Source organism: Micromonospora sp. NPDC047707 (assembly GCF_040704235.1).
Taxonomy (GTDB): domain Bacteria; phylum Actinomycetota; class Actinomycetes; order Mycobacteriales; family Micromonosporaceae; genus Micromonospora.
The window spans coordinates 194,878-216,285 of record NZ_JBEYSU010000006.1; the positions used below are offsets into that span (position 1 = coordinate 194,878).

At 72.6% G+C, this 21,408-nt stretch carries 26 protein-coding genes; 1 reads left to right on the plus strand and 25 read right to left on the minus strand.

Translation table 11 applies throughout. The features are described from left to right. Positions 1 to 181 precede the first annotated feature (181 nt). The 21 genes from AB0873_RS09505 to AB0873_RS09605 all read right to left on the minus strand — a co-directional run bounded on the left by AB0873_RS09505 (position 182) and on the right by AB0873_RS09605 (position 14,943). Positions 182 to 2,824, minus strand: a complete 2,643-nt coding sequence (locus AB0873_RS09505; protein WP_366599186.1) for a hypothetical protein — start codon at positions 2,822 to 2,824, stop codon at positions 182 to 184. Positions 2,825 to 3,189: 365 nt separating this feature from the next. After that, positions 3,190 to 4,014, minus strand: a complete 825-nt coding sequence (locus AB0873_RS09510; protein ID WP_366599188.1) for a hypothetical protein — start codon at positions 4,012 to 4,014, stop codon at positions 3,190 to 3,192. After that, positions 4,011 to 4,463: a helix-turn-helix domain-containing protein gene (locus tag AB0873_RS09515; protein ID WP_366599190.1), complete on the minus strand. Its 453-nt coding sequence runs from the start codon at positions 4,461 to 4,463 to the stop codon at positions 4,011 to 4,013. Before AB0873_RS09515 ends, AB0873_RS09510 begins: the two co-directional genes overlap by 4 nt. Further along, on the minus strand, positions 4,457 to 4,939 hold the full coding sequence (locus AB0873_RS09520) for a hypothetical protein (RefSeq protein ID WP_366599192.1): 483 nt from the start codon (positions 4,937 to 4,939) through the stop codon (positions 4,457 to 4,459). The genes AB0873_RS09515 and AB0873_RS09520 overlap by 7 nt, the downstream gene beginning before the upstream one ends. Continuing rightward, positions 4,936 to 5,217: a hypothetical protein gene (locus tag AB0873_RS09525; RefSeq protein ID WP_366599194.1), complete on the minus strand. Its 282-nt coding sequence runs from the start codon at positions 5,215 to 5,217 to the stop codon at positions 4,936 to 4,938. Before AB0873_RS09525 ends, AB0873_RS09520 begins: the two co-directional genes overlap by 4 nt. A gap of 18 nt (positions 5,218 to 5,235) precedes the next feature. Then, positions 5,236 to 5,877, minus strand: a complete 642-nt coding sequence (locus AB0873_RS09530; protein WP_366599196.1) for a hypothetical protein — start codon at positions 5,875 to 5,877, stop codon at positions 5,236 to 5,238. 2 nt (positions 5,878 to 5,879) lie between these two features. After that, the gene (locus AB0873_RS09535; RefSeq protein ID WP_366599198.1) at positions 5,880 to 6,275 is read right to left on the minus strand and encodes a helix-turn-helix domain-containing protein; all 396 of its coding nucleotides are present in this window, start codon (positions 6,273 to 6,275) and stop codon (positions 5,880 to 5,882) included. Beyond that, on the minus strand, positions 6,272 to 6,511 hold the full coding sequence (locus AB0873_RS09540) for a hypothetical protein (protein WP_366599200.1): 240 nt from the start codon (positions 6,509 to 6,511) through the stop codon (positions 6,272 to 6,274). Before AB0873_RS09540 ends, AB0873_RS09535 begins: the two co-directional genes overlap by 4 nt. Next, positions 6,508 to 6,729 (minus strand): hypothetical protein, encoded by a 222-nt coding sequence (locus AB0873_RS09545; protein ID WP_366599202.1) that lies wholly within the window; start codon positions 6,727 to 6,729, stop codon positions 6,508 to 6,510. The genes AB0873_RS09540 and AB0873_RS09545 overlap by 4 nt, the downstream gene beginning before the upstream one ends. Next, positions 6,726 to 7,214: a hypothetical protein gene (locus tag AB0873_RS09550; RefSeq protein WP_366599204.1), complete on the minus strand. Its 489-nt coding sequence runs from the start codon at positions 7,212 to 7,214 to the stop codon at positions 6,726 to 6,728. The genes AB0873_RS09545 and AB0873_RS09550 overlap by 4 nt, the downstream gene beginning before the upstream one ends. Next, positions 7,211 to 7,618: a hypothetical protein gene (locus tag AB0873_RS09555; protein WP_366599206.1), complete on the minus strand. Its 408-nt coding sequence runs from the start codon at positions 7,616 to 7,618 to the stop codon at positions 7,211 to 7,213. Before AB0873_RS09555 ends, AB0873_RS09550 begins: the two co-directional genes overlap by 4 nt. Then, positions 7,615 to 7,941 carry a hypothetical protein gene (locus AB0873_RS09560; RefSeq protein WP_366599208.1) on the minus strand — a complete coding sequence of 109 codons (327 nt, stop codon included), beginning with the start codon at positions 7,939 to 7,941 and terminating at the stop codon, positions 7,615 to 7,617. The genes AB0873_RS09555 and AB0873_RS09560 overlap by 4 nt, the downstream gene beginning before the upstream one ends. Before the next feature lie 281 nt (positions 7,942 to 8,222). Beyond that, positions 8,223 to 9,785, minus strand: coding sequence for a hypothetical protein (locus tag AB0873_RS09565; protein ID WP_366599210.1), 1,563 nt, complete (start codon positions 9,783 to 9,785; stop codon positions 8,223 to 8,225). Further along, positions 9,782 to 10,144 carry a hypothetical protein gene (locus AB0873_RS09570; RefSeq protein ID WP_366599212.1) on the minus strand — a complete coding sequence of 121 codons (363 nt, stop codon included), beginning with the start codon at positions 10,142 to 10,144 and terminating at the stop codon, positions 9,782 to 9,784. The genes AB0873_RS09565 and AB0873_RS09570 overlap by 4 nt, the downstream gene beginning before the upstream one ends. Beyond that, positions 10,131 to 10,418, minus strand: coding sequence for a hypothetical protein (locus tag AB0873_RS09575; RefSeq protein ID WP_366599214.1), 288 nt, complete (start codon positions 10,416 to 10,418; stop codon positions 10,131 to 10,133). Before AB0873_RS09575 ends, AB0873_RS09570 begins: the two co-directional genes overlap by 14 nt. A 105-nt stretch (positions 10,419 to 10,523) precedes the next feature. Beyond that, positions 10,524 to 11,114, minus strand: a complete 591-nt coding sequence (locus AB0873_RS09580) for a hypothetical protein (RefSeq protein ID WP_366599216.1) — start codon at positions 11,112 to 11,114, stop codon at positions 10,524 to 10,526. Further along, a complete protein-coding gene (locus AB0873_RS09585) occupies positions 11,111 to 12,046 on the minus strand; it encodes a tyrosine-type recombinase/integrase (RefSeq protein ID WP_366599218.1) in 936 nt (311 codons plus the stop codon). The genes AB0873_RS09580 and AB0873_RS09585 overlap by 4 nt, the downstream gene beginning before the upstream one ends. A 65-nt stretch (positions 12,047 to 12,111) precedes the next feature. Next, complete coding sequence (locus AB0873_RS09590; protein ID WP_366599220.1) at positions 12,112 to 12,981, minus strand: DUF72 domain-containing protein; 870 nt, start codon at positions 12,979 to 12,981, stop codon at positions 12,112 to 12,114. Positions 12,982 to 13,026: 45 nt separating this feature from the next. Further along, positions 13,027 to 13,425 carry a TraR/DksA C4-type zinc finger protein gene (locus AB0873_RS09595; RefSeq protein ID WP_155332331.1) on the minus strand — a complete coding sequence of 133 codons (399 nt, stop codon included), beginning with the start codon at positions 13,423 to 13,425 and terminating at the stop codon, positions 13,027 to 13,029. Between the two features lie 199 nt (positions 13,426 to 13,624). Next, a complete protein-coding gene (locus tag AB0873_RS09600) occupies positions 13,625 to 14,269 on the minus strand; it encodes a uridine kinase (protein WP_366599222.1) in 645 nt (214 codons plus the stop codon). 62 nt (positions 14,270 to 14,331) lie between these two features. After that, positions 14,332 to 14,943, minus strand: a complete 612-nt coding sequence (locus tag AB0873_RS09605) for a winged helix-turn-helix domain-containing protein (RefSeq protein ID WP_155332333.1) — start codon at positions 14,941 to 14,943, stop codon at positions 14,332 to 14,334. A 507-nt stretch (positions 14,944 to 15,450) separates the two neighbouring features. On the opposite strand from AB0873_RS09605, the gene AB0873_RS09610 reads away from it, so the two are divergent. After that, complete coding sequence (locus AB0873_RS09610) at positions 15,451 to 16,404, plus strand: DUF3500 domain-containing protein (RefSeq protein ID WP_366599224.1); 954 nt, start codon at positions 15,451 to 15,453, stop codon at positions 16,402 to 16,404. A gap of 48 nt (positions 16,405 to 16,452) precedes the next feature. Here AB0873_RS09610 and AB0873_RS09615 read toward each other — a convergent pair whose 3' ends face one another. The 4 genes from AB0873_RS09615 to secA2 form a co-directional block, all read right to left on the minus strand. Further along, positions 16,453 to 17,256 carry an SDR family oxidoreductase gene (locus tag AB0873_RS09615; protein ID WP_366599226.1) on the minus strand — a complete coding sequence of 268 codons (804 nt, stop codon included), beginning with the start codon at positions 17,254 to 17,256 and terminating at the stop codon, positions 16,453 to 16,455. A gap of 225 nt (positions 17,257 to 17,481) precedes the next feature. Next, positions 17,482 to 17,982: a DUF2231 domain-containing protein gene (locus AB0873_RS09620; protein WP_366599228.1), complete on the minus strand. Its 501-nt coding sequence runs from the start codon at positions 17,980 to 17,982 to the stop codon at positions 17,482 to 17,484. 73 nt (positions 17,983 to 18,055) lie between these two features. Beyond that, positions 18,056 to 18,796 (minus strand): GAF and ANTAR domain-containing protein, encoded by a 741-nt coding sequence (locus tag AB0873_RS09625; RefSeq protein ID WP_366599230.1) that lies wholly within the window; start codon positions 18,794 to 18,796, stop codon positions 18,056 to 18,058. A gap of 189 nt (positions 18,797 to 18,985) precedes the next feature. Beyond that, positions 18,986 to 21,277, minus strand: a complete 2,292-nt coding sequence (secA2, locus tag AB0873_RS09630) for an accessory Sec system translocase SecA2 (protein WP_366599232.1) — start codon at positions 21,275 to 21,277, stop codon at positions 18,986 to 18,988. Positions 21,278 to 21,408 lie beyond the last annotated feature (131 nt).

A 21,408-nucleotide genomic window follows, 5' to 3' on the forward strand; every position in this document is an offset into this window, starting at 1 on the left:
GCCGGCCTCTACCCGGCGGGCCCGCCACTTCGGACGGTACCTCGGGTCGGCACGTTTCGTGGTCGGCGCCGCTAGTGTGCCGGCAACCGAAGCCCGTGAACCGCCGCGCAGCGGCGGATTCGGCACCCAGCATCCCGAGGGCCCGCCTGGCGGGGCAGTCGCCGGCGGGCCCCTCGTCCATCTACCGCAGCCGGGCCTTGGTCAGCGCGTGCTCGGTCGCCCCGGTCAGCTCCCGGCCGACCGCGCGGCCCGTCGCCACGGCCCCCTGCTGCACGTCCCGGCGCAGCGCGCGCATCTCCACCAACATCGCACCGAGGTTCGCCGACAGCGCCTCCATCGACGCTGCCTGCCGCCCCGCCCCGTAGAACACCGGCGGCGTCCAGCCCGGCATCGCCGTCCGTTGCACGCTGGCCGAGCCGATCGGGCCGCCGTCGGCGTACCGGGGGACGGCGCCCGGGACCGCCGCCGCGGAGCCGACCGTCATCAACTGCCGCCGGAACGCGAACACCGCCTGATGACCGCCCATCCGGTCCACCTCGGCGGCGGTCAGCATGTGCTCGCCCGGAGCGGCGTAGATCAGCGTGCTGTCCTTGCCCTTCGGCCCTTCGCCCTCGACCGGACCGCCGTCCTCGAGCCGCCCCAGCCGCAGGGCCATGGCGACCTCACGGTCGTTGATCAGGTCGAAGTGGGCGCGAATGAAGATGTCACGGTCGATGCCGGACAGCGTCTGCTTCCACGCCTTCACGCCGGCGTTGTCCGGGTGGAAGTCGGCGCGGGTGTCGACTTCCTTCGGGATGCCGAACAACTGGTCGGCCAGCTTCTTGGCCTCGCCCTTCTCGACGCCCATCGCGGCCGCAGTCTCCAAGAACTTCTTCCGGCCGCGCTCGGTGGCCACCGCCGCCAGGTCGTGCGACTTCGTGTTGGCGTAGATGTCCTCCGCGGCCTGCAACGCCGCGTCGGCGATACCGACAAGCGCCTCCCGATTGGCCCGCTGCTTCGGGATGTTCCGGTCGATGCCGTCACCGTTGCGCTTCGCCGCATCGGCCGCCCGGTCGATCGCCTCCTCCAAGCGGTTCTGCGACCGCTCAGCAGCCAGGTTCGCCGAAATGTTGCCCGACATGTAGGTGTTCAGCTCCTCCAGCTTCCGCCGGAACTCCTCGATCGACTGCGCGCCCATGCCGTGCGCGCCGCCGAGCCGCTCCGCAGCCGCCCGGGCGTCGTCGAGCTGCTGCCGATACCGGCCCGACGCGTCCGCCGCCGCGATCTGCGCATCGGTGTAGCCGGCCGCCTTCAACGTCGCGAAATCCGCGGCCTCCGCCGTCCCCAACGTCGCCTTGCGGTACGCCTCGGCCTGCGGCGTGCCCGCCTTGAAACCATCCGCGGTCAGGTCCAACTTGACCCCAACCTTGCCCAGCGCCTCCGCAAGGTACGAGTTGTCCTCGATCCAGTAGCGGCCCCGATCGACCGCCTTGTCGACCTCCTCCGTCCAGCCCTTCACGGTGGCGCCGGCGTGCGTGATGGCGCTGGCCGTCTGGATCAGCCGGGTGACGGCCATGGTCAGGTCATCGATGGCGGACGCACCCTCGTCGGCGTCCTGCGCCAGCTGCGTGAACGCCTCACCGGCGGCGTCGCCAACCGCGTCGAAACTGCGCCCCAGCGCGTCCATTACCGGGTCGGCCTCGTCGACCGCGTCGGCCAGCCCAGCAACCAGCTTCCGCCCGCCGGAGACCGCCCCGTCAACCAGCGGGTCGATGAACCGCGACGACGCGAAAATCCGGGACAGGTCCGGACCCAAGCTGATCCAGCCGCGCCGGATGTCCTCGATCGCGTCCAGCACGTCGGGCGTGAACGACGACGCCCGCCGCTCCAGATCACCGAGCACGAACGCGCCCAGCTCCGCGCCGGCCGCCTTCACCCGCGGATCCCGAGCCGCCAGCACAGCACCACCGACGATGCCACCCGCGCCCGCCCCGCCGACCACCGCACCGGACAGGATCGCCGCCAGCGACGGCGCCGCCGCCAACCCAGCCGCACCCACCGCAGCGGCCATCGGAGCCGACAGCGGCATCGACGCGATCAGCGGACCCACCCGCGCGGCGAACCGCGCGCTGAACCCCTCCGCGCCCTCCTCGCCCAGCACGGTGACCCGCTCGCGTAGCTTGCCGAGATCAGCCCGGGCCGACTCGACATCCATCCGCACCTGCACGGACGTCGCCTTGCGGGACACCTCTTCGAGCTGCTGGTCGACGCGGCGGATCGCCGCCAACGCGGCCTGCGGATCGGCGTCGATCGTCACCGGCGGGTCCACCCCGAGCGCAGTCAGCCGCTTCTGCAGCTGGTCGATCTGCCGGCGCGCCGGCGACGGGTCCGCCTCCACCTTCACCGGCTCGTCGGCGACCGCGCCGAGCTGCTTGCGGAACCGCTCCAGCTGCGTCAGGGCCCGCTCCGTGCGGACCCGCATCTCCACCGACTCGGCCTCGTCGGACATCTGCCGCAGCCGGGTCCGGGTCGCTTCGATCGCCGCGAGGGCCTCCGCCGGGGAGGCCTTGACGTCGACGGGGTCGAGGTTCAGCGCCTTCAGCGCGTTGTTCAGCTGCGCCCCGAACCCCTTCGCCGCCTTCGTCGCCTTGACCTTGACGTCCCCGGACAACTTGCTGTCGTCCGCCCGCAGCTCCAGGTAGGCGTCCGACAGCTTCTTACCCCTCGCCGCCACCCGGTCACCAACCCTTCGGACGCGGCCCAGCCGGACCAGTCGGCGCCGGCGGACCACCCGGCCGAGGCTGCCCCGGCCACCGACCCTCCAACCCCAGGAAAATTCGGACATTCGACACGCACCTGACCGCCGGGGTCAGGATTTTTTTTCCGGCCAGGGCCGTGGCATGGATGGACGGACCGGGCGGCGTGATCAAAAACGGGCCCGGGGCCGTTCCGGGGAGAGAGACCCTGACCCCGGCGGTCAGGTGGGCCCTTGATGTCCAGATTTTTCGGAGCGTTGGGCCGGCGTGGGGGCCCGGGCGGAGGCGTTGGGCCGCCGCGGGCCCCCGGGTGCCGGTGCGGTTCTGGCGCGCAGCTCGGATCAGGGCCGCGGAAAGGAGGTGACGGCTCCCCGGCTTCGTTCCCGCGTGCAACCCCGCCGTTGCCGTGGCCGGCTGGGGTTCGGGTGACGTTGACGCGCCTTCCACCGCTTGGTCACCAGTTCCGGTAGGTGTAGAAGTCGCCGCGCGCCTCCGCTTCCGCCTTCATCCGGGCCCGGTGCCGGTGCTCGCCGTCGATGCGGATCTGCTCGGCGCTGGCGAACGTCGTGTCCGGCTGGTACGTCTGCGATGCGCTGACGCCGCCGGCCTCTACGTGGTCGGGGTCGGTCCAGGCGTAGGCGATCTCGGTGGGGATGCTGGCGTCGGTGGCGAGCTGCTGGCGGGCCTCGTCGTCGGTGAGACCGACGTACCGCTGGCCGATTGCGTAGGCCTCGGCGAGGCTGGGCACGGCGGCCATGGCCGGCCGGACGGGCGCCGGGTACCGGCGCAGCACCTTCGGGTCGAGACCGGACGCGGTGAACGCCGGCAGGGTGCCGTCGCTGCCGGTGTACGGGCCGGCCGCCGCGGCGTTGGGCGGGGTCGGGTTGCCCCGCCGGCTGGCTGAGGTGCGGCGACCGTAGGCGGCCTTGACGTCGTCGATGTCGACGGCAGTCTGGCCGGGCCGCGGCTGCACGGTGCGCAGGTCGACGCCCAGGCCGTCGGCCATCTTCCGTACGTCGGGGGCGGCGGAGACGGCGGCGTTGGCCGCCTTGATGGCCGCGAAGTCGATGCTCACAGGTTGGCTCCTCACTGGCGGCGGGCTCACTGGCGGCGGGCCTGCGTCGACGGGGGTGCGCGGGATTTCGTCGGCGGCGCGGCCGGCGGCGGCGATCTCGGCGGCGGTCGCCGGGCGTCGGGGCGGCAGCGGACGGTTGGCGGCTGCGGCGATGACGCGGCGCAGCATCTCGGGGTCGTGGCCCCGGCTCGGGTGGACGATCATGCGGGTACCTCGTCTCTGTCTCGCCGGCGGGCGGCCTCAGCGGCGACCAGGTCGCGGTCGAACACCCATGTCCCGCCGACCTTGCGGCCGTCGAGACGGTGGCTGATGTTGCGGACTTGGCGGGGCGTGACGCCGAGCATGCGGGCCGCTTCCTTCGTGTCCGCCGGTTCGGTTGGGAGCACCGACGGTGGCACGCCCGGCTCCCGGGGAACTTCCGCGCTTCCGCTGGCGGTAGCGGCGTCGGTCAGTTCGGCCTCGAGGGCGGCGATCAGTTCGATGATCCGCGGGGGTGGGCGCAGGCCGGTGCGGTGGGCGGCGGAGACGGCGGCCTGGAGGGAGCGCAGCACGTCGAGGCACGCCTGCCGGGATGAGAGCAGGATCCGGCCGCCGCCGAGCCGCAGCGCGTACGTGTCGACGACCGGCGGCGCCTGGCCGTCCACGGTCACCACCCGGTTTCCCACGGCTGCGGCGCCCGGTTGTTCGGCGGTGGTGCCTGCCTGCGGTCGCGGATGGCCTTGACCCGCCGTACCTGTTCCTCGCTGGTGCCGGTGAACTCCATGGCCTGCCCGATGGAGCAGCCGTCGGTGAGGGCGGCGTCGATGCGGGCGAACAGCGGGCCGAGCTGGTCGACGGGAAGGAACGCGGCCGGGGGCACGGCCGCGGTGCCGTCGCGGAACGGCAGGCCGACGCGGTGCGGGTTGCCGGGCTGACCGAGCTCGACGGCGTCGACCAGCTCGTTGCAGCCGGGGCAGTGGACGCGGCCGGCGCCGTCGACGTGGACCTTGCCGCCCCACAGCAGCACCTTCCGTAGGGTCCGCATCCGCAGGTGGCCGTCGACGTTGACCGGCAGGTCGCGGTACGTGTCGTGTGGCCTCGGCGCGGGCGGCCAGCCGGCCACGGCGTCGGTGGCGTAGTCGTCGGTCACAGTGCGCTCTCCCACAGCAGACCGACGCCGTGCCGCCGGTTCGGACTCGGCAGCAGCTCGGCAGGGTCGACGAGCCGGTGACAGCCGTAGCAGCGCACCCGGCCGTCCTCGTCGACCAGGACGTCGCAGCCCCACAACCGCACCGACCGCAGCGGCCGGCGCTCTACGCGGTCGCCGTCCCGGACCGGGACGTCACGGTACCGGTCGCCCGGCGCCGGCGGAGGCGGCCAGGACCCGGCAGCGGGCGCGGCCGACGGGGCGACACTGGCGGGGATCATCGTCGGGGTCTCGCCGGGTCAGTGGCCGCCGAGGCGGGCCTGGTAGTCGTCGTCAGTGAGGCCGAACCGCTCGCCCCCGTACCGCTTGTGCGGCGGGAAGAGGCCGTCGAACTCGGCCAGCTCGGCGTCGAGGGTGTCTTGCGGCTGGCGCTGCCGCTGGTGTGGCGGGTGCAGGTGGTCGAACTCGGAGACGTCTTCCTCTTCGGGCTGCCGCACGCGCCAGGCGGGCGGCTGTAGGTGGTCGAACTCGGCGACCTCGTCCTCGTCGGCGCTGCTCGTGGTGAGCGCGGCGGCCATCGCGGTCAGGCGTGGGTCGAGGACCGGCTCCAGCGCGGCGAGGACCGGCAGGCCGACGTCCGGGTCCGCGTGGACGTACGTGCGCCACTTCTCGGCACCCTCGACGGTGATCCGGCCGGTGGCCACCGCCCAGGTGATCGGGTCGCCGTCGCGCCACGGCTTCGCGGCCGCGGCGGCCATCGCGTACGCGGCGAGGTCAACCTGGCCGTGCAGCGCAGCCAGGAGCGCCGGCGGCGGGGGCGGCGGGGTGGGCGTCGCCGGCGAGGCCGGGCGTGTGGCCGTCGGACGGGCGGGCGGGCGGCTGGGTACCTGTCCGCGGGTGGGCGTGCCGATCGGTGTTCCGTCCGGGTAGTGGGTGGGCATGGTCAGGCTCCTTCGCTGGTGCGGGAGGCGGCGAGCGCAGCGGCGGCGGCCCGGTCGACGAGCAGCAGCCGCCGGCCGGCGCGGCGGGCGGGCAGGTCGCCGCCGGCGATCAGCTGCCGTACGCGGGACTCGGACAGCCCGAGCAGTTCGGCTGCTTCGCTCACCGGCACCACCTCCACGTCTGCGTCCGATCCTGCGGCGGCTTCCGGGTCGGTGCGAGCGGCGCTGGCGGTAGCAGCAGCCGCCGCAGACAGCGTCGACGCGAGGGCGAGCAGACGCACAGGTGCCGGCTGCCCCGCGACGGCCAACGCCCGGATCGCCTCCCGGATCGCCCACGCCGCGGTGGCGGTATCGGCAGGGTCGAGCAGCACCGATCCGGGCGGCACCACACCCGTCATCCGCCGTCCTCCAGCTGAAGGCGTGCGGCGTGCACGCCGGCGGCGTGCAGCGCCTCCGGGCCGGCGGCGTGGAAGATGTCGATGAACGTGCTGATCAGCAGGATCAGTCGGAACCCGATCTCGTCGGGCACGTCGGCGACCAGGGCGGCGACGATGTCGAGGTCGCACTCGCCGACCGTCAGCTCCGTCGCGACGCCGATCGCCGCGGCGTGCAGCGCCCCCACGTTGACCGTCACGTGATCGCTCCGCCCGTGATCACGGTCCACGCGAACCTGAGGTCTTCCAGGACGTGTTCGAGTTCCCGTTCACCGCCGCGCCGGGCGACGATCGCCTCCATCTGGTCGAGGATCGGGCCGATCAGCTGGTCGAGGTCGGGTCGCTGCGCCGCGGCGAGTACCTGCCGCGCCGCGTGGGCGAGCTGCGCCATCTCGGCGAACTGGTCATCGAGGTTCATGCCGCGTCCGGCCCGTCCGGTGGCGCCGTCGCTGGGCCGGGGTCGAGGCGGCGCCGCCGGCGGGCGCGGCGCGGGTCAAGCACCGCGACGGCCTGGGCGTGCTGGGGGCAGCCGTCGGGGTGCCCGGACTCGACGCAGCACGCCGGGGTCGGCCGTGCCGACTGCTCGCCGCCGGCGGCCGGCTCCTCCCGGGGGCGGTGCCACACGGCGATCTGCTCGAGCACGTCGTGGGCGACGGCCAGCAGGTCCGGCCGCAGTGTTTCCGGGACGGCGAAGACGGCGCTGTCGATGTGCTCGAGGCCGGCGGCGAGGCGGCGCAACGCCGGCCCGCCGGGCAGGGCGTCGACGCACTGGTGGCAGAGTGCCCCTCGGCCGTTGAGTCCCACGACGATGGTGGTGCTGTCGAGGACACCCCGGCAAGTCGCACACGGTGTTTCGTCGTCGACGTGGCACATCAGCACGGGCACGCCATCGGTCGCGGTCATGGCCGGCTCCGGTCGCGGCGGGCCTCGATGGTGGTGCGGGCCTGCTGGGCCAGCTGGCCGAGGATAAGCACGGCCGCGGTGTTGAGGGTGCGAAACCCGGCGACCCGGGCGAGCGCGCCGGCGACGCTGGCCAGGTCGGCGTCGGGCAGGTCCGACACGTCGACGGTGAGCACGTCACCGACGGTGTTCGGGGTGGTGGGCATGGTGGCACCTCCCGGTGCGGTACGGGCCCGGGCGAGGCGGGCGCGGTTGCGGTGTACGAGGCCGACGGTTCGCGCGGCCTGGTGCTCTTCGCGGATGCGTCGGCGTTCGGCGCGGCGGCGCAGCGTCTCGGCGACGGCGGCCTCGAGGCGGGCCTGCCAGTCGCCGCGCTCGGCGTCGGCCACGTCGCGCAGGTCGTTCACGTCGCCGAACTGCGGCGCTCGGCCGCCTTCGCCGCCTCGCCTCGCCGGCGGGCCCGCTCCTGCTCGACCTCTTCCCGCGTCGGGTCCGGATCGTCCGGGCCGGCGACGTACCAGGCGCTGACGTTCCACAGGCCGATCAACGCCGGCCTCACCTCGCCGTCCTCGTCGACGCCGCCGATCACGACTCGGCGGTCACCGCCGTCGTCCTCCTGGATGAGCCAGCCGGGCAGCGCGTGCCGGTAGAGGTCTTCGTCGGTGAGATGCACGATGTGCCAGCCGGGCGGGGCCGGCCGGAAGTCGATCGTGCGCCAGTGGTGAGTCACGGTCCTTGCCTCCTACTCGTCAAGGGGCTAATCCGGGTCGTCTCTGAGGCCCATACCATCGATGGGCGTGATGTGGACATGTGGACGCTGTCCACATCACGGGGGGACGCCGGCGGAAGGAGTGACGAATAGTAGGCAGGCAGCCACACCCACATTTGCCCGCTGACCTGCATATATAGATAGAGAAGAGAAGGGAACGGGGTGACTTTCAAGATAGGAATACCGGGGGGACATGTGGACACGTCCACATGTCCACATCCGTCCGCCCGTCCACGCCGCACTCATGCCGGCCTCGCATCGCCGGGCATCAGTACGCTGCCGTCCTGCACGAGCAGCCCCCTGGCGAGGGCGAGCGAGAGCGCGGCATCGAGCAGCGGCCGGTCGCGGCTGGCCAGCTTGCGCCGGGCTGCGCCAACGGTCGCCGCGCCGTCGTCGTGGATCCACGCTGCCAACAACCGGGCCACCCGCTCCACCTTCGCCGGGGCCATCTCCCGGGCCAGGTGCGCGAGCTCTTCCCGCTCGACGTAGTCCTGCCGGCGGCGCTGGGCGTCCTCGGCGGCCCGCTCCCGGCCGATCTCGACGAGGCGGTCCCGCACCGCGCACGAGGCCGCCCAGATGATCCCGCTCAGCTCCCAGTCCTCGGCGGTGGCCCGCATCCTGTCGTCCAGGACCGCGAGCAGCGCGGCCAGCTTGCAACGCATCAGCACCACGTGGGCGTCGAGCGCGGTCCGCGCGATCCTGCCGCGGTTGAACAGCGTCACGTCACGACGCAGCTCGGCGCGCAGCTCCTTCGGGCAGCCGATCGTGCCCGTGGCCGGCCGGCCGAAGACGTCCGCGAGCGGCAGGCTCAGCGGCTCAGGCTGGTCGGGCCAGTCGTCCGGAATGCTCGGATCGACGGTGGCCAGCCACAGGAACCGCTGCGGCGTGCCCGGCCCGCTGTCGGCCAGCAGCGCCTGGGCGACCTCCGGCTGATACCCGACCACCATGCCCATCGAGTACGAGCCGGCGAGCACGAACCGGGTCGTCTCCTGCCGTGCGTTGGCCTGGCCGAGCGCGTCCCCCACCCACGCGGTCCGGATCGCGGCGCCGATCGTGGTGCCCTGACGCTCCCGCATCATCTTCGACAGCGTCTCGCCCTCGTCGATGAAGAAGAACGCGTTGTGCCGCACCTGCGTACGAACCTTCTCCGTCACCGGATCGCCCTTGCGCGGACCGCGCTTGTGAATCTCGCCGGTCTCCCGCTCGACCATGCCCATGTAGATCTCGGCCAGGCCCTCGCCGGTGCCGATCCCGATGCCGTCCGGGAAGCTCTCCGGCGTCAGGTACGCCGGCGTGCGAATGAGTCGGCGGGCCACGGCGGCGGAGCTGGACTTGCCGCCGCCGGACGGCGAGACGAGGCTGACGAACAGGTTCAGGCTGCCCGGCCCCAGCCCGAAGTCGAACCGCAGCTCATGGCTGGCCATGGCGGCGGCCCGGGCGAGGACTGCGCCGAGCACGCCGTCCGCGCCGCGACCCACAGCGTGGGCAGCCTGCCGAATGGTGGCGAAGAGCGGCCGGGCTGACCAGAATGCGTCCGGCAGCGTCGCCACCACCGACAGCTCAGCGGGGGCGTGCCGCTCTTCGTCAACCGTGGCCTCTCCGAGCACGGTTGCGACGGCGTCTCCGTGGCGGTGGCCGTTGTGCTGGGGGGCGGCGCCTGCCTGCCCGGTGCTCGCTGCGGCGTCAACCGTCGCAGCGAGGTGCCGGCGCAGCTGGCCGACGTCGACGCCGAATTTCGCTGCGGCGTCGTCGTCGGACCAGCCGTCCCGGGCGTACCGGGCGGCCATCGCCAGGGCGTCGATCACGCGACCAGCCGCCATGGGTGCTGGGCGCCGGCTGCGTCCCGCTCGGCGACGGTTAGGCTCATGCCGGTGCAGGTGCGCCAGTGGTCGCACGGGCCAGCGTGCGGTCCGCCGCACGCTGCAACGTCGGGCAGGGGCGGCGGGACGGTCAGGCTGAGGACGTCGGCCGGGGTGAGCCTGAACCCCATCTGATCGAGGAAGTCGTCGACGGCCCGGGCGTTGCGCCGGCGGGTGATGACCGGGTCGCCGCCGCGGCGCGTGACCGTGGCGTCGGGCTGCTGTACCGTGGTCGTGACGTGCTCGCCGGCCGTCTCCTGGCCCCCCGATCCGCCCGGTCGGGGGGCTTCTTCATGCGGCTGCACTGTCACCGCCACCCCGCTTGGCGGCCCGCACCTTCGACGAGGCGAGGGCAAGGCGCTGCATGTGGGCGCGCCGGGCCGCCTGGGCGCGACGCTCACGCTCGGCTTCGGGCAGCTCGTTGTTCGGGTCTACCTCACGGCGGAACTTCTCCAGGAGACCGGCCTGCGCCTTCTCGGCAGCAGCGGTCGGATCCTCCTTCGACCAGCGGGTGTTGGCGGCGATCTGCGCTCGGATGCGCCGCTGCTCAGGGGTGAGACGAGAATGTCCTCTGGGCACAGTTGACCTGACCTCTTCGGTCCTGGCCGGTGCCCCAATCCGACAACGCGCAGCAGTTCCCGGGTGCGCGAGCGTGGATCTTCAATCTAGCACGACGTTCGAACGCTATTCGAACACCACTCGACGGCGCCCTGCCTCGATCTGCTCGTTCAGCCACTCCCCCGAAATCCGCGCCGCGCGGCAGCGGCATTGCACCACAACGATCCGGGCGACCACGTACTCGCGCTGGCCCTCGTACTGTGTGCGACCCAGCAGATCGTCGAGGAACAGGCAGATTTGTCGTGCCCGGCTCGCCCGGACGGTCTTCTGCCAGTCGTATGACCAACTGCTGGACATCCAGCCGCCGCCGTCGGGGTCCGGGATCGAGTCGCCCCCCACCCGCTCGACCTGGAGCTGGGTGGCGGGGCCGTCACCGCGGACGACGAGGCCGTTCGCAGTACGCAGGACCTCGGCGAGACGGTGGTCCCTCCGGCACACCACGTCCAGCACGCGGGTGCGGGCCAGCCCCTTCCTCATCCTCAGAATCGGTTCGAGCGCGTCCCGGGCCGCCGAGTTGTTCGGCGCTGGCAGGTCCTCAGTCACGTCCGCCACGAACCGGACCCCCTTCGCTCGCCGATACTCGGCCACCTCGGCCAGCTCTTCGTCCTCGGGCTGCCGCAGTGAGCGCCGGTACTCCTCGTCATCGGCCCAGCTCACAGCCGATCTCCCAACGCCAGGCGCCGGTACGCCTCGGCCGCACGCTCGCCGGCGACGGCCGCGCCGTACCGGTCGAGCATCTGCCGCGACCGCCACCCGCCGAGCACCATGAGGTCGCCTTCGGACAGCCCGGCCGCGCGGGCCTGCGACGCCCACGTGTGCCGTAGCACGTGCGGGTGAATCGGCCCGATGCCGGCCTCGGCCGCCCGGCGGTGCAGCACGCGCTCGACGCCGTCGGCGGACAGTTCGGTCCGGCCGCGGGCGCCGAGCCACAGCGCGGGCCGCTCGGCGTGCGGGTGCCGGCGCCGCTCGCGTAGGTACCGGTCGAGGGACTGCGTGCCCTTGACGCTGAGGGTCGCGTGCCGGATCCGCGGCCCGGATCGGTTGCTGCCCTTGCCGCGAACGACGAGGGCGCGCTCACGGAGGTGCACGTCGTCGACGGCCAACCCGGTCACCTCGGCCAGGCGCAGCCCGCCGTCGAGGAACACGTAGATGATCGCGGCGTCGCGCCGGTCGGTGAAGTCCTTCCCGGTGCACGTGCCCAGCAGCGCGCGCACGTCGTCGAGCGGCAGCACCGGCGTGGTCGGCTGGTTCGGCGGTGGCGTCCGGATGCCCTCGGTGGGGTCGCGGTCCGTCTCGCCCTCGGCGACCAGCCAGCGGAAGAAGTGCCGGACGCCGGCGAACCAGGACCGAGCGGTGCCGGTCGAGCTGGAGTCGCGCACGTGGACGATCCACGCCCGGATCTGGTCGCGGGTGACGTCGAGCGGCCCGACGCCGGGGTGGCTGGCGGCCAGCCACACGGCCAGCTGCCGCAGCGCGTTGGGGTACGCCCGCAGTGTGTTGGCGGCGTACCCGTCGGCGTTCAGGGACAGCTCCCACGACTCGCCGAGCAGCGCGAAATCCTGGTGCGGATGTTGCGTTGGTGACGTCATGGGGCGTACGTTATCGGAACTAGGAGCGTCATGCTAGTGGGCAGTTCGGCCGAACGATCAGCGTTTTAGCTGCTCAGTAGGCCTTGCAGCGTACTAGCGTTGGTCTGGGCAAAGTCCCGGTAGCAGTTGTTCATGAGGACGTGCGTCCGTTCGGTCTCACCGGCCAGTTCACGCAGCTTCGGCGCCCAGTCGCGCAGCTCCCGGTCGGAGTAGCGGTAACCGAACTTCTCGTGGATGTCGGTGCTGGTCCACTTGTCGCTGTGCCCGTGGAAGCGCACCACCGCGAGGTCCGCGGTGGCGGCGAGCACCGGGGGCACCGACGAGCGGTGCCCCTGCGGCATGTCCACGCACACGAACGGCAGCCGGTGCCCGCGCAGGAAGGCGAGGGTCTCGTCGGCGTTGGCACCGTCGAACCAGGAGGCGTGCCGGAACTCGAAGACCGGGCGCAGGGGCGCGCAGCGCGCCGCCACCTCGCGCAGGTACTGCTTGTTGTCCCGCTTGATGGTGAACCAGGGCGGGAACTGGAACAGCAGCGCGCCGAGCTTGCCCGCCTCGACCAGCGGGTCCAGGGCGCTGAGGAAGCGCGTCCAGACCTCCTCGTACGCCTGCGGCGCGAGGTCGTCCGGGTAGACGTTCCGCTTCTCCGTCTCCGGCCGCAGGTCCTTGTAGAGCGAGCTGACCTTCGTCGGGTGGCCGGTGAGCAGGCTGAACGCCTTGACGTTGAAGGTGAAGCCGGCCGGGGTGCGCTCGGCCCACAGCCGGGCGGTCCGCTCGGCCGGGGGCGAGTAGTAGGTGGCGTCCACCTCGACGAGCGGGAACTGCTTGGCGTAGTACGCCAGGCGCTTCTCCGGGGTGTCCGCGGTCTGCGGGTACCAGCCGGAGTCCAGCAGCGTACGGTCGGTCCAGGAGGCGGTGCCCACCTTGATGTCACCCATGGGTGCAGTCCACCGCGCCCGGGACCGACCGGCAACACCCGCAGGTCAGGCCGCCCGGCGCTCCCGGGTCTGCTTGCACGTCACGCAGGTCGTGGCCGAGGGGAAGATCTCCAGCCGCTCCACCGGGATCGGGGCCGAGCAGCCCTCGCAGAACCCGTAGGTGCCCTCGTCCAGCCGGGTGAGGGCGTGCTCGTACTGGGCCCGACGGTCCAGGATGGTCCGCAGCAGCGACTGCGCGGTGTCCCGCTCCGCCGTCTTGGTGCCGCTGTCGGCCTGGTCGTCGCCCGCGGTGTCGCCCACCTCGACCAGGCGCAGGACCTGGCTGTCCAGCACGGCCTGCTCGTACTCCGCCGTGAGCTCGTCGTAGCGGGCCCGGAGGGACTGCCGGATCTGGTCGACCTCCGCCTGGGATCGGCCCGTGCCGACCGTGTCGTGGACGAGCATCGCTGCCTGCCTTTCTCCGAAACTCACGGTCCACCGGGGCCACCGGCCCCGGCATGGTCGTCGCCCGCGCGGGCGGATCACCCGTGCTCTGTGAGCCGGGCGAATACCCCGGGGTCCGGTGGATCAAACCGGCGACTTCGCCGGATCTCCGGGCCGGTTCGTGACGTTCCGGGCCCGGCGTCCGCCGGGCCGGCGCCGTTCAGACCGGCCCCGCCGCCACGTCGACCAGCGCGGGGTGGCGGGGGTCGTCGACCCGGACGACCACGTCGGCGAACGTGGCCGGGGCCACCTCGTCGGCGTAGCGGGCGAACGCCGGCAGCGTCCACCGCTGCTCCGGGCCGGTGCGCCGGTCCAGGGCGGCCGGGGAGAGCGCCAGGTGCACGGTGACGTCGAAGGGCAGGCCACCGCCGAGCAGCAGCGACCCGCTGACGAGGACGACGCCGCGCTCGGGCAGTTCGACGTACCCGGCGCGGCTGGCGCGGTCGACGTCGGCGTCCCACAGCGAGGGCAGGACCCGCCCCGACCCGTCCGGGCCGGCCGGGTCGAGCACCTCCCGGCGCAGCCCGGCCTCGTCGACCCAGCCCTCGTAGTACGCGTCGGGGTTGGTGCGGCCCTGTTCGAGTCGCACCGAGGCCGGCCGCAGGAAGTCCGCCGCCCGCACGTGCAGCACCGGACGGCCCCGGGCGCGCAGCGGGTCGACCAGCGCACCGGCCAGGGCGTCGGGATCGGCCGCCGGCGGGCCGTCGACGGCCACCCGCAACCGGCCGGCGGCCGTGGTAGTGCCGGCGAGCCGGTCGGCCAGCTCGGTGACGAGATGCTCGGGCGAGATCGGACGGACACGCACGCCGACCATCGTGCCCGGTCGGCCGCCGCGGCGCCGGGGGGCGGCGCGGGCCGGACGGTCGCTCAGCCGCTGCGGTCGATGGTGACCCGGGCGTCGTCGGCGAGCCGGTAGCCGACGCCGTAGACGGTGGTGACCAGCGGGACGTCCACGCCGACCTTGCCGCGCAGCCGGCGGACGTGCACGTCCACCGTGCGTACGCCGGCGTGCTCGTAACCCCAGACGGCGTTGAGCAGCTGGAGCCGCGTGAAGACCCGGCGGGGGTGGGCGACCAGGTGCAGCAGCAGGTCGAACTCCAGGCGGGTCAGCGGCAGGGGCTCGCCGTCACGCAGCACCGACCGGGACGAGGCGAGGATGTGCAGGGTGGGGATGGTCGGGGCGAGCTGGCGGCCCGGGGACCGGCCGGCGGGGACCGGGTCGGGCCGGCGCTCGACGCCGTTGGAACCGGCGGCGGTGATGGTGCCCTCGCCCCGCTCCAGCAGCTCCCGCGCGGCCTCCAGCAGCCGGCGTGCCGGTGGTGTGAGCGCCTCCTCGTTGGCCAGCGGGATCGACAGGGTCACCGTGAGCACCGGCGCGGCTGTGTTCGCGGGACGGCGCTGGCCACCCGGGGGTCGACCGGGAACAGCCGGCTGGGACGTATGCCATCCGGCGCGCGACGAAGCAGGGCTGACCGACATGGTCCTCCTTGGCTGGTCCGGGTATATCCCCACGGCCCGGGACGCCGCTTCATCGATGCTTCCCGGCGCCCGTGCGGGGGTCAAGGGGCGGCTGCGTTGCATGAATGTGACAATTGACGAACACATCGGAGCCGAATGCTCGCTCTGCGTACGAGGCCTGATGATTACAGCAGAGTCGCCGAGATGACCCGATACGGGGGGTGCCCACCCGGTTCACATTCGCCGGAGGCGGTCACGGAGCGTGGTTGACGAACGTGATTCATGCCGAGGTCGGAGGCCTGGTTGCGCTCCCATTTGGACGCTCCGCGTACCGGGGGTGTGACAACCGCGACGGGCCGAGGCACGGCTCGGACCGGTTAGGTTTCCGAACGATTCAGTAGCTGTGAGCGACGAGGACGCGCGCCCCGTCGGGGAGGCGGCATCCCATCCTTCGCAGGGGCACCTGCCGGGCCGGACGGGTCGCCCGGTCGGCCGGCGGGCGCCCGCGCCGCCCGGTATACAGGGGCGGTGGAGGATCCGCTGCCCGAGCAGATGCGCACCGCCGGCACGGCGCTGCTCGCCGCCCTGGACGGGCCCGCCCGGGGCGGCGCGGCGCACCGGTTCGACGACGTCGCGGCGCGGCGCTGGCTGGAGTACCGGCCGCGCCCCCGGCCCGGCGTGTGCCTCGCCGACCTCGACCGCACCGCCCGCAAGGCCGCCCACCGGCTGCTGGCGACGGCGCTGAGCCCGCCGGCGTACGCGCAGGCGATGGCGATCATCGCGCTCGAGGAGGTGCTCGACCGGGCCGAGGGGTGGCGGCGCGGGCGGCACAGCGACGACTACTGGGTGGCCGTCTTCGGCGACCCGGCCCGCGACGACGCGTGGGCGTGGCGGGTCGAGGGGCACCACCTGTCGGTCAGCATGACCGTGGTGGACGACCAGGTCTCCCCCGCACCCGTCTTCTTCGGCGCGAACCCGGCCGCCGTCCGGTGGGCCGGCCACCCGGTGTCACGTCCCCTCGGTCCCGAGGAGGACCTCGGCCGGGCCCTCCTGGACGCGATCGGCCCCGCCGGCCGGGCCGCGGCGATCGTCGCCGACGAGGCGCCCGCCGACATCGTCAGCGCCACCCGGCCCCGGGTCGACGCCCCGGTCGGGCCGCTCGGCGTGCCGGCCGACCGGCTCGGTCCCACCGGCCGGGCCCTGCTCGACCAACTCGTCGCCCTCTACCTGGACCGGCTCCCGCCGGAGCTGGCGATCCGGGAGGCGCGCCGCCTCGCCGGCACACCGCTGCACTTCGCGTGGGCTGGGCCCACCCGTCCGGGGCAGCGCCACTACTACCGGGTGCAGGGCGACGACCTGCTGATCGAGTACGACAACACCACCGACGACGGCAACCACGCCCACACCGTGCTCCGCCGCCCGGCGAGCGACTTCGGCGAGGACGTCCTGGCCGCCCACCACGGCGACGCTCACCAGGCGTAAGCGTCGTTCCGTGCCCGCCCGCTGGATGACCCGCTGGAGTGTCTCGGGTCAGATGCGCGCCTGCCACCTCTCGGCCTGATCCTTCTTCACCAACTCCTCGACGGACCGGGGGATCACGTTGCGGAACTTTCCCTCATCCGAGGGCACGATCCTGACCATCGCGTCGATGAGCTCCGCTGGGTCGAGCCGGCCCTCCGGTTTCCCGAGCATGCTGTCGAACAACGCCCGCATGTCCGCACGCTTCGTGAAGTTCTTCGAGTCGTCGAGCCAGCGGAACGGCGTGTCGGCCATCGTCTCGTTGAATCCGGTGAGGTAGGGACCCGGGTTGATCGTCTGGACCTTGATGCCGAAGGGCTCCAACTCCTGACGCAGTGCCTCGGCAATGCCTTCGAGAGCGTGCTTCGACGAGGTGTAGGCCCCGTAACCGGGAGGGGTGAACAGGCCTCCCATCGACGAGGTGAAGACGATCTTCGCGGCCTTTTTCTCAGCGACCCAGCGCTTGACGAAGCCCTGGGTCAGGGCCAGTGGTTTGAACACGATGGTCTCGAAGGTACGCCGGACCAGGTCCAGGGGAATTTCTGAGATCGGTCCACACTCTCCGACGGCAGCGTTGTTGACCAGGACGTCGATGTCCCAGGTGTGGGCGTACGCCACGTCATAGGGATCGTGCAGATCGAGTTTCTCGACCCGCAGATTCTGGAGGTTGAGCTCCTCGGCCTTGTCCCGTAGCTGGGCGACCTGTGGCGATATCTGAGCGGTCGCGATGACGTCGTGGCCGGCGTTGGCCAGGCCGATGGCGGCGCCCTCTCCGAAGCCAGAGCCAGCACCAGTGATGAGAATGGTCCTAGCCATGACACTCCTTCTCGTGCCGAGGGTGGCGCCCCTGCCGTTGGTTCAGACGGAGTCAAACGCTCCGGTTCCGGTTCCGGCTCCGGCTTCGGCTCCGGCTCGTACGATCTCCGAATCCCTGGAAGCCGACAGGTGCCATGGCAAAGTTCGTCGGTCCGTCCACCCGATCAGGTGACCGGCTCCGTGCCGCCGGCATCGCGGTGTCCGGATGTGCCCGGACCATTCCGCCTACGGCCGCGGACGGACGATCTCCACGGTGGAGCCGGTGACGCCGTGCAGGGCGTCGAGAGTGGTGGCCTCGGCACGGCCGGCGTCGAACTGGCGGATCAGGCGAGCCCCCAGGTAGACGCCGTACCCACCCACGGTGAGGGCGACCAGCTCGGTGAGGAGCAGTACGACGCTGGCACCCCGCTGCGGCGCGTCCGCCCGGATCAGGCAGGCGATCAGGAACAGGCCGGCCATCGCCGCGTTGACCAGGTTGAACGTCGCGGCCGTCCGGCGCGTGCCCCCGCCCGGCACGTCCCACAGGTCGATCATGCCGGCGACGGTGGCCAGCGCGGCGGCGACGAGCGCCGCCACGGCCGTCCAGTACCCCACCTCACCGAGGAACGCCGGCCCCCCGATCACGTCGGTCAGGTCGAACACCGTCGCGCTCACGAAGAGCCCGAACGGGAACGTCACCAGCATCGGTTGGATCGGGTGCCCCTGCACCCGCAGCCGGCTCTGCATCGCTTCTCCCCAGGTCGCGTCACGTCACCAGTCAAGGGTGCTACCCGGGCGCACCCGGGGCGAAACGACGCGGTCAGCTCTCCCGGGGGCGGGAGACCGTGCTCACCAGCCGCTCGGCGACCTCGCGCAGCGGGATCGCGAGCGAGGTGGCGGCGCTGCGCAACACCCCCAGGGCCTCCTCGGCCCGGCAGCCCCGCTGGGTCATGATCACGCCGATCGCCTGGCCGACGACCCCGTCGCCGAGCACGGTGGCGTCCAACTGGCCGGCCTCGGCGGCCGAGCGGGCCCGGTCGCGTACGGCGGCGAGCAGCAGCCCCGCGTGCTCGGCGATCAGCATGGCGATGAGCTGGTGCCGGGGGGTGAGCGCGTCGGTGGCGCCGGCGTAGAGGTTCAGCGAGCCGATCACCTGCTCGTCCACGTCGACCTGGGCCGAGATCACCCCGCGCACGCCGAGCTCACGGGCCCGCGCCGTCCAGTCCGGCCAGCGCGACTCGCGGCCCAGGTGTTCGGAGACCACCATCTCCCGCCGCCGGATCGCCTCCATGGCCGGCGAGTCCGGGCCGTGGCGCAGGTCGTCCAGACCGGCGAGCCGGGCGTCGGACGCCGCGACGCCGGCCGGTTCCCCGGCGCGCAGGGCGGTGAACCCGCACCAGGTGACTCCCGCGACCGCGTCGCAAGCGATCCGTACCAGCACGTTCAGCGCCTCGTCGAAGTCGTCGACGCCGATCAGTCCGGCGGTCAGCTCCCGCAGCAGGGCGGCGGTCTCCAGTACGCCGAGCGTCTCCGCGACCGGCTCCCGCATCTCGAGGTTCACCGGTCTTCCGCCCCCGTCGCGACGGCGCGCGACACCGCGCGCCCCACCGGGGCCGTTCCCTGTTCCATGGTCCTGATCTCTCCCGACTCTCCCCGGACCCGGGCTACTACCCCGGTGCCAGGTGTCGAAACGGCGCAAAAGGGTGCTCTTCCGGTGTCACTCGTCACCGGAAGAGCACCCAGGGCGCGACTATCGGGAGCCGGAGCTGAGCCGGCGGCCCACGGAGGCGATGAGCCGGTCCAGCTCCGAGCCGAACGGGTTGTCGTGGACCAGGTACGTCCAGGTGGCGCTCGGCCGGACCAGCTTGGCCTCGTCGGGCACCCAGGTCTCGTCGAACTCGGTCTCGGTGAAGGTCTCGATGGTGCGCCGCTCGATCTCCGGCACCAGGTCGTTGAACGCGGGCACGGCGGCGCGGTGGAACTCGTCGAGCGGGTCCAGCCGGCCCAGGGCCCGCAGGTGCACGCCCTCGCGGACCTCGGACAGCTCGGCGAGGTGCTCCGCCCAGAGCCGGTCGAGATGGAAGAGGGCGATCGACCGGGCGACCCGGGCGAGCAGGTCCTCGTCCATCTCGCCGGCCTTGTCGGGCACCTTGTCCAGCAGCATCAGTGCCGCGACGTCGGTGGTCAGCAGCCGCTCACGGCGCTCGGCGAGGGCCTTGCGCTGCTGCTCGACCACCACGCTGTAGCGCCACGTGTTGCGGTGGATCTCGTGGTTGACGCCCTCGGCGACCCGCTGGGCGTGCTCGACGGCGTAGTCGACCTGCGGGTCGGTGACCAGGCCGTCGGCGTTCATCCGGGGCGACGCCGGCACGGTGTCCCCGGCGTGCCGGACGACGAGGTCGTCCTCCAGGCTGACGAAGAAGACGGAGCCACCCGGGTCGCCCTGCCGGCCGGCCCGCCCGCGCAGCTGGTCGTCGACCCGGCGGCTGTCGTGCCGGCCGCTGCCCATCACGTACAGGCCACCCAGCTCGGCGACCCGGTCCCGGTCGGCCTGGTCGCTGCCGCCGAGGCGGATGTCGACACCCCGGCCGGCCATCTGCGTGGAGACGGTCACCGCGCCGTAGACGCCGGCCTCGGCGATGATCGCCGCCTCCTCGTCGTCATTCTTGGCGTTGAGGACCACACACGGCACGCCGGCCGCGTTCAGGCCGGCGGCCAGCCCCTCGGACTCCTTGACGTCGAGGGTGCCGACCAGCACCGGCCGCCCGCGCTCGTGGTTGCGCCGGATCTCGTCGATCAGCGCCTCCTCCTTCTCGGCGCGGGTCGCGTAGATCCGGTCCGACTCGTCCTCGCGGATGCACGGGGTGTTCGGCGGGATCACCGCCACCTCCAGGCCGAAGAACTCCCGGAGCTGGTCACCGACCAGCACGGCGGTGGCGGTCATCCCGCAGACGGTCGGGTAGAGCCCGATGTACGCCTGGACGGCGATCGTGCCGAGCACCTCCCCCTCGGCGGTGGCGTCCAGGCCCTCCTTGGCCTCCACGGCCGCCTGGAGACCGTCGGGCCAGCGGCGCCGCTGGGCGACCCGGCCGCGCATCTCGTCGATCAGCTCGACCGTGCCGTCGCGGACGATGTAGTCCACGTCGCGGTGCAGCAGGGCGTGGGCGTGCAGCGCCACGTTGACCGCCGAGAGCTGGGCGACGTTCTCCTCGTGGTACAGGTCGATGCCGAGCTTGGCCTCCACGGCGGCGAGGCCGGCGGCGGTGAAGGCGACACTGCGGCCGTCCTCCGCGACGGTGTAGTGCTTGCCCTTGCGCAGGCCGCGCACGAGCGCGGCGGCGGTGTGCACCGGGTCCTGCTCGCCGGCGACGGCACCGGCGAGGACCATCGGCACCCGGGCCTCGTCGATGAGGATCGAGTCGGCCTCGTCGACGATCGCGGTGCGCAGCGGCGGCTGCACCCGGTCGTCGATGTCGGTGACCAGCTGGTCGCGCAGGTAGTCGAAGCCGGCCTCGCTCACCGAGACGTAGGTGACGTCGCAGGCGTAGGCGTCGCGCCGCTCCTGCGGCGTGGAGGCCTCGTTGACCCAGCCGACGGTGAGGCCGAGCAGGGTGTAGACCGGCTCCATCCACTGGGCGTCGCGGCGGGCCAGGTAGTCGTTGACGGTGAGCACGTGCACCGGTCCGTTGCCCACCCGGACGTGCCCGTATGCGGCGATCGTGGCGGTCAGGGTCTTGCCCTCACCGGTCGCCATCTCGGCGACCTTGCCGGACAGCAGCGCCATCGCGCCGAGCAGCTGCACGTCGTACGGCCGCTGGTCGAGCCCGCGGCGGGCGGCCTCCCGGCCGACCGCGCAGATCTCCTCGTAGCCCTCGGCCTTGCCGGCGGCCTCGGTCAGCGCGGCGTCGTCGAGCGCCCGCAGCTCCTCCTCGCGCGCCTCGATGGCGGGCAGCAGCTTCTCCAGCGGCCCCAGTTCCACCGTCGTGCCGGGCCGCTGGAGGAACCGGCGGAACCTGCTCTTCAACCGTTGCGACACACCCATGAGCGGCAACGGTACGCGACCGGACCGATCTCTTGGGTCCCCGCCCGCCCGGGTGTCGCCGCCGTCCCCGAATCTCCGCGATCGTGCGGTTACCGCCCCGGCACACGCCGCACGGCGCCCGAACCGGCGAC

What these genes read in the sequence shown, in the direction of transcription:
- AB0873_RS09505 (WP_366599186.1), bottom strand. Translation starts at nt 2,824, where the DNA reads ATGTCCGAATTTTCCTGGGGTTGGAGGGTCGGTGGCCGGGGCAGCCTC.
- AB0873_RS09510 (WP_366599188.1), bottom strand. Translation starts at nt 4,014, where the DNA reads ATGATCGTCCACCCGAGCCGGGGCCACGACCCCGAGATGCTGCGCCGC.
- AB0873_RS09525 (WP_366599194.1), bottom strand. Translation starts at nt 5,217, where the DNA reads ATGATCCCCGCCAGTGTCGCCCCGTCGGCCGCGCCCGCTGCCGGGTCC.
- AB0873_RS09530 (WP_366599196.1), bottom strand. Translation starts at nt 5,877, where the DNA reads ATGCCCACCCACTACCCGGACGGAACACCGATCGGCACGCCCACCCGC.
- AB0873_RS09535 (WP_366599198.1), bottom strand. Translation starts at nt 6,275, where the DNA reads ATGACGGGTGTGGTGCCGCCCGGATCGGTGCTGCTCGACCCTGCCGAT.
- AB0873_RS09545 (WP_366599202.1), bottom strand. Translation starts at nt 6,729, where the DNA reads ATGAACCTCGATGACCAGTTCGCCGAGATGGCGCAGCTCGCCCACGCG.
- AB0873_RS09550 (WP_366599204.1), bottom strand. Translation starts at nt 7,214, where the DNA reads ATGACCGCGACCGATGGCGTGCCCGTGCTGATGTGCCACGTCGACGAC.
- AB0873_RS09585 (WP_366599218.1), bottom strand. Translation starts at nt 12,046, where the DNA reads ATGACGTCACCAACGCAACATCCGCACCAGGATTTCGCGCTGCTCGGC.
- AB0873_RS09590 (WP_366599220.1), bottom strand. Translation starts at nt 12,981, where the DNA reads ATGGGTGACATCAAGGTGGGCACCGCCTCCTGGACCGACCGTACGCTG.
- AB0873_RS09595 (WP_155332331.1), bottom strand. Translation starts at nt 13,425, where the DNA reads ATGCTCGTCCACGACACGGTCGGCACGGGCCGATCCCAGGCGGAGGTC.
- AB0873_RS09605 (WP_155332333.1), bottom strand. Translation starts at nt 14,943, where the DNA reads ATGTCGGTCAGCCCTGCTTCGTCGCGCGCCGGATGGCATACGTCCCAG.
- AB0873_RS09615 (WP_366599226.1), bottom strand. Translation starts at nt 17,256, where the DNA reads ATGGCTAGGACCATTCTCATCACTGGTGCTGGCTCTGGCTTCGGAGAG.
- AB0873_RS09620 (WP_366599228.1), bottom strand. Translation starts at nt 17,982, where the DNA reads ATGCAGAGCCGGCTGCGGGTGCAGGGGCACCCGATCCAACCGATGCTG.
- secA2 (WP_366599232.1), bottom strand. Translation starts at nt 21,277, where the DNA reads ATGGGTGTGTCGCAACGGTTGAAGAGCAGGTTCCGCCGGTTCCTCCAG.